The sequence below is a fragment of the Sedimentibacter sp. genome (assembly GCF_033447055.1).
Taxonomy (GTDB): domain Bacteria; phylum Bacillota; class Clostridia; order Tissierellales; family Sedimentibacteraceae; genus Sedimentibacter.
In genome coordinates, this window is the sequence record NZ_JAWQJF010000115.1 from 1 (window position 1) to 6,478 (window position 6,478).

Genomic DNA, 6,478 nt, shown 5'->3' on the forward strand with positions numbered 1-6,478 from the left:
AAATTAAAAGAAATAATGTCAAAAGAAATAGCAAGTTTAAGTTCAGATGATTCAATTAAAAAAGCGGCTCAATTGATGAAGCAATACAACATTGGTTCTTTACCTGTTTGCAAGCAAGAAAGTGTGGTTGGTATTGTTACAGACAGAGATATTGCATTAAGATCTGTAGCAGCCGGGCAAAATTCAAATCAACAAGCAGTAAGTGAAATTATGACTGCAAATCCAATAGTTGGAACATCTGATATGGATGTACACGAAGCTGTACGAATAATGGGTGAAAAACAAATACGCAGACTTCCAGTTGTTGATAATAACAGTCTGGTAGGTTTTGTTTCATTAGGGGACATTTCCGTAGAACCAAAACTTCAGGATAATGCAGAACAAGCTCTTAAGAATATTTCTCAACCTGCTACAAATAGATTTAGTTAATAAAAAATAAAGAAATAACTCTTGTTTACATTGAAATATTTTACTAATCATTCGAATGATGCAGAAAATGTATTCTATGACGAAATTTACAGCAGCGTACAACTGTTTGTAATGCCGGTCTAAAAAACGATTATTATAAGATTTAGGAACATGCACTCCTTAACAGTGCATGTTCCTTTTCAATTTAAGCAAGAAAAAATCTGTTCTTCTGAGCCGTTTCCAATGCTTTCGCAACATCAACATGATTTGGGCCACTTCTGGAAATTTTAAAAACAAAACGTTGATCCTTGTTGAACTCTATTTCTCTTTCACCATCAAGAGCTATGGTTCCGTTATCTTTGCAAATGTACTCAAATTCTTCATCAATGCCAAGAATTACAGGATCATCAATAGCAACTTGTTCTAAAACTCCTGCTGCAACAGGCGCCATAACAAAAGTACCATTTGTATTAACATTAATGTATGCTCCAAAATCATCCTCAGGAACTATTGTTTTCATACATCCAATGACTGCTGAAAACCCTATTGAAGCAGGATGACTTCTGGTTACGAATATCTTTTCAATTGATTCCATATCCCATATTGCTTTTGAACCTACAAATGCATCATTTGATATAACTGCATCTACCAACGCAATATCTACCAACTCATTATCTCTGTATATTTCTATTCTTTTGTCCCTGGTAATATAAAGGCTTTCTTCATAGCGCTTAGAAGCAACTGCAGCTGCAGCCATTCCAGCTATTGTTCCCTCAAGCATTACGGGATATACATTGTTGGTACCTGTTGAAATGGTAATTATAGGCGTTCTCTTTAATACTTTGGCAACTGCTCTGTTTGTACCGTCTCCCCCAAGAGTAACAATGCATCCAACATTATTATTTTCCATGAGTTCAGTTGCTTTTAACGTATCTTTCATACTATTGAAATTTATCATATCTAAAACAACAATTTCACATTTTAATTCACCACTAATTTTAAGTTTTTCTCTTACTCTGTCTCCCATTTTGTGAAAATCAGCCATCATATATATTCTCTCTACGCCAAGCGCCTGAGCGCCAAGAATGATTCTTTCCACAATATTTGTTTTTTCACCGTTGTCTATTACAGTTGCATGAGAAACCAGCCTTCTTATATCTTTTCCTGAAGCTGGGTTTGCTATTATTCCAATAGAAATCATTTTTCGTCTCCTGTTTTAGTAATATCATACCAATAAGCTATTTATTAAGCATGATTCAAAGTTTATCTTACTTTCAGGTTATTTTACCACTTTAAATTTACGAATACAACAATTGAAACTTGATTTGACATCAAAAAAAGACATTTTTTCGATGTCTTTTTTTGATGTCGAATTTAACATTTAGATACTATCATTATTCCAATATTTTATTATGTTACGTATTTATATTGGAATATGAATTGCATTTCCATAAACAGCATGGGCTGCTTCCTGAAGTGATTCTCCAACTGTCGGATGTGCATGGATAGTTGAAATAATTTCATCAATGGTTGCTTCTAAACGTATGGCAAGTGCTCCTTCAACTATTAAGTCTGTTGCTCTTGGTCCCACCATATGGAGCCCTAGCACTTCTTTAGTGGCTGCATCTACTATGTATTTTACAACTCCATCAGTATTTCCTTCTATCATTGCTTTTCCATTTATGTACATTGGAAATACTCCTACTTTTATATCGTATCCTTTTGCTTTAGCCTGTTCTTCCGTCAGACCTACACCTGCCAGTTCCGGTCTGGTATAAACGCAATATGGTATTGTTTTAAAATCCATGTTCGGTTTTTTATTCATTATTGCTTCGACGGCAACAATTCCCTCTGCTGAAGCAACGTGAGCAAGCATTACACCACCGTTACAATCCCCTATCGCATAAATATTGTCTATGTTCGTCTGCATATTTTTATTCACAACAATTGCGTTTCTTTCGGTTTTCACTCCCACATTTTCTAATCCCATGTTATCAGTAACAGGTTTTCTTCCTATGGATAGCAGCACCTTTTCAGCTACGAATGATTTGTCGCCTGCCTGTGATGATGTGTTTACTGACAGACCTTCTGAAGATTCAGAAATTGAAACTACCTTTGTGTCTGTATAAATTTCAACACCATTTTTAATAAATTTATCTTTTAAAGGTTGGACTATATCCTTGTCCATATTAGCAACAATATTAGAAAGCATTTCTATAATTGTAACTTTACACCCTAATGCACTGTAAACAGCAGCAAATTCTGCTCCTATAACGCCTCCTCCTATTACAACCAAACTTTTTGGAATTTCCTGTAATGAAAGAGCTTCATCGCTTGTAATAACTCCCGGAAGATTAACTCCCGGCAAAGGAATTATTACTGGTTTTGAACCTGTTGAAATTATAGCATAATCAAAATCAACTGTAGTTTCTGTTCCATCAGTAACTTTAACGGCAATTTGATTATTGCTTATAAAACTTCCCTCGCCCATTATTTTCGTTACTTTATTGTTTTTCAATAGTACATCAACCCCACCTACAAGTTTACGGACTACTTTTTCTTTCCTTTTTTGAAGCTGTTTCCAACTTATTTCAACATTTGAAACATTTATTCCAATTTCTTTATAATCTTTATTTATTACTTCGAGTTGTTCTGTTGTATGAAGCAAAACTTTTGTAGGTATACATCCTTTGTTTAAACAAGTGCCTCCTATGTGCTTTCTTTCTATTAAAGTTACATCCGCACCCAATTGAGCAGCTCTTATGGCTGCTACATATCCACCTGGTCCTCCGCCTATAATAGCTATTTTCATGTCTTACCTCCTTACAGTAAAAGAAGTCCCGGCTTCTCTATATATTCCTTTAACTTAGATAAAAATTCTGCAGCTACAGCTCCATCAACAACTCTATGGTCTGCTGTCAGGCTTAAATTCATCATTGGCTTAATTTTTAATTCTCCATTTATTACTTTAGCCTCTTCGTTAATTGCATTTATTCCAAGTATTGCAACTTCAGGCTGATTAATTATTGGCGTAAATGATTCAATGCCATACATCCCAATATTGCTTATTGTAAATGTTCCTCCTGAAAGTTCATCTTGAGTTAATTCATTATTTTTTACTTTTTGCGCAAAGCTTTTTATTTCATTGGAAATATCTTTTAATCCTTTAATATTTGAATATTTTACAACCGGAACTAAAAGCCCATCTGGAAGCGCAACCGCAACACCCATGTTCACGTAATTTCTTGTTATGATTTCATTGTCAACTACAGAACTGTTCAAAAGAGGATACTCAAGTAATACTTTAGACACTATTTTTACTAAAACATCGGTATATGAAACTTTTATTGTTTCTTTAAGATCTTCTCTTAATTGTTTCATTGCACTTGTATCAACTTTTATGTTGTAGTTTACTGATGGAGAAGTTTGAACACTTTCCAACATTCGTTTAGCAATTACCTTTCTCATTGTAGTCATTGGTTTTCTATATTCCTGGGGAGCTGCATATTTAGTAAGTTCTTCACTGAGTTTAAATTTTATAACATCATCCTTCATAATACGTGTTTCTTTTTCTATTTTGTTAGTATCTACATTCAATTGTTCTGCTACTACAGCTGCTGTTGGTGAAACTTTCTTCTGCTCTTTCGGTTTATCTGCAAATTTTTTTATATCATTTTCAGTTACTGAACCATCAGGTCCGGTACCTGTTACCAAAGAGATATCCACATTTAATTCTTGAGCAATTTTTTTTGCTCTAGGCGATATTTTTATTCTACCACCATTGCTTGGAACTTGAGCAACCTGAACCTTTATTTCTTCTTTTTGTTCAGCTGCTACAGGTTCATTGCTTTTTCCTGCCTTATTTAAAAGATCAGTTATATCTTCATCCGCATTTCCTATTATTGCAACAGGTTCTAGCACTTTAGCATTACTGTCAGAAACCAATATTTTTCTAAGTACTCCTGATGTATTTGCTTCATATGCGTTTGTGAGTTTATCTGTTTCAACTTCAAAAAGTGTATCTCCCTTGTTTATTTTGTCACCTTCGGATTTTTTCCAATTCGTCAAAAATCCTTCTGTCATTGTTAATCCCATTTTAGGCATTACAATAAATTCTGCCATATTGATACCTCCATAATATGTTATCTTGAAATAATTCTATACAAGAAAAAATCCGTTTTGTTGTGCAATTTCCAATACATTTACAACATCTACGTGATATGGACCATTTCTGGATATTTTAAAAATCAAACTTTGATTTTTTGAAAACTCTATTTCTCTTTCACCATCAAGTGCTATAGTACCTCTTGATTTTGAAATATATTCTAATTCATCATTAAACCCCAAAATAATAGGCTCATCTATGAAAATTTTATTCACAACCCCTGCCGCCATTGGCGCCATAACTGATATTCCATTTGTATTGACATTAATATATGCTCCGAAATCATCTTTAGGCATTATAATCTTTTTACATCCTATAACAGATGAAAAACCTATTGAAGCCGGATGGCTTCTTGTAACAAATATTTTCTCAATACTTTCCATATCCCATATTGCCCTTGAGCCAACAAAGACATCCTTGGATATAACCGCATCAACCAAAGCAATATCTCTTAACTGATTATCCATGTATATTTCAATTCTCTTATCTTTTTGTGCGTAAATGTTTTTGTCAAATCGATTTGATGCAACCGCTGCAGCTGCCATTCCTGCTATAGTTCCCTCTAACATTACAGGATAAACATTGTTAGTACCCGTTGATATTGTAACGAGAGGTGTGTTTTTCACTGATTTGGCAACAGCTCTGTTTGTTCCGTCTCCTCCTAAGGTAACTATACATCCTATATCATCATTGTTTTCCATAAATTCAGCAGCTTTTAATGTATCTTCCATACCATCAAAACGCATCATATTTATTACATTTATTTCGCACTTTAATTCATTGCAAATGTTAAGTTTATCTTCAACTCTGTACCCCATATTGTATGAATCCGGCATCATGTATACTTTATCTACGCCCAGAGCTTGAGCTCCAAGAACAATTCTTTCCACTATGTTTATTTTTTCATTATTGTCTATAACAGTGGCATGTGATACAAGCCTTCTTATATCTTTTCCAGAAGCAGGATTAGCTATTATTCCAATTGAAGCCATCTTACACCTCCTTTTATTAAGGGACTGATGCATTAACTAATGCAACAGCCCCTGACATAACTTAATTAAACAAAGATTTTACTGCATTGACAATATCTTGTGCATTAGGAAGAATGTAACTTTCCAAATCTGTAGCAAATGCTACAGGTGTATTTAAAGCACCCACTCTTTTAATAGGAGCATCACATTCAAAGAAACATTCTTCAGCAATTACAGATGCAACTTCAGCTGTAAAAGCACCTCTCTTAGCTTCTTCACTCACTATTACAACTTTATGTGTTTTTCCCAATGATTTAAATATAGTTTCTTTGTCAAGAGGATATAGAGATCTCAGGTCAATAACTTCAACACTTATATTTTCTTTGGCTAATGTTTCTGCAGCACTCAAAGAATCAAGTACTTGACGTCCATAGGTAACTATAGTTACATCAGTTCCTTCTTTTGCAACAGCTGCTTTCCCAAAAGGAATTGGCTTAACTTCATCTTCAACATCACTTTTTACTGAATACAATACTTTGTTTTCCACAAATAAAACAGGATTGTCATCATCTATAGCTGTAAGCATAAGTCCAAATGCATCTTGTGCATTTGATGGATATACAACTTTAAGTCCCGGAACATGAGTAACCCATGCTTCAAGAGATTGGGAATGCTGAGCAGCTGCTCCTACTCCACCTCCAGAAGGAAGACGAACTACCATTGGAAGATTAATTTTACCACCGAACATATATCTCATTTTTGCAGCTTGATTTACAAGCTGATCCATTCCTACTGTGAGAAAATCAATAAACATCAACTCTGCAATTGGTCTTAACCCGCATGCTGCAGAACCTACAGCTGCACCAACGATTACTCCCTCAGAAATAGGAGTATCTCTTACTCTCGTTTCTCCAAATTCATCAAACATTCCAGC

General features: G+C 34.5%; 6 protein-coding genes. 1 reads left to right on the forward strand and 5 read right to left on the reverse strand.

The features are described 5' to 3' along the window. The coding region (locus SA378_RS07855; protein WP_318525435.1) for a CBS domain-containing protein at nucleotides 1-429 on the forward strand (429 nt) is incomplete at its 5' end. 184 nt (nucleotides 430-613) lie between these two features. Here SA378_RS07855 and SA378_RS07860 read toward each other — a convergent pair. The 5 genes from SA378_RS07860 to SA378_RS07880 all read right to left on the reverse strand — a co-directional run. Beyond that, nucleotides 614-1,609 (reverse strand): ATP-NAD kinase family protein, encoded by a 996-nt coding sequence (locus SA378_RS07860; protein WP_318525436.1) that lies wholly within the window; start codon nucleotides 1,607-1,609, stop codon nucleotides 614-616. Between the two features lie 222 nt (nucleotides 1,610-1,831). Then, nucleotides 1,832-3,220 carry a dihydrolipoyl dehydrogenase gene (gene lpdA, locus SA378_RS07865; RefSeq protein ID WP_318525437.1) on the reverse strand — a complete coding sequence of 463 codons (1,389 nt, stop codon included), beginning with the start codon at nucleotides 3,218-3,220 and terminating at the stop codon, nucleotides 1,832-1,834. Between the two features lie 11 nt (nucleotides 3,221-3,231). Continuing rightward, nucleotides 3,232-4,530 carry a dihydrolipoamide acetyltransferase family protein gene (locus tag SA378_RS07870; protein ID WP_318525438.1) on the reverse strand — a complete coding sequence of 433 codons (1,299 nt, stop codon included), beginning with the start codon at nucleotides 4,528-4,530 and terminating at the stop codon, nucleotides 3,232-3,234. Nucleotides 4,531-4,566: 36 nt separating this feature from the next. Beyond that, nucleotides 4,567-5,565, reverse strand: coding sequence for an ATP-NAD kinase family protein (locus SA378_RS07875; RefSeq protein WP_318525439.1), 999 nt, complete (start codon nucleotides 5,563-5,565; stop codon nucleotides 4,567-4,569). A 61-nt stretch (nucleotides 5,566-5,626) separates the two neighbouring features. Beyond that, the coding region (locus tag SA378_RS07880; protein ID WP_318525440.1) for an alpha-ketoacid dehydrogenase subunit beta at nucleotides 5,627-6,478 on the reverse strand (852 nt) is incomplete at its 5' end.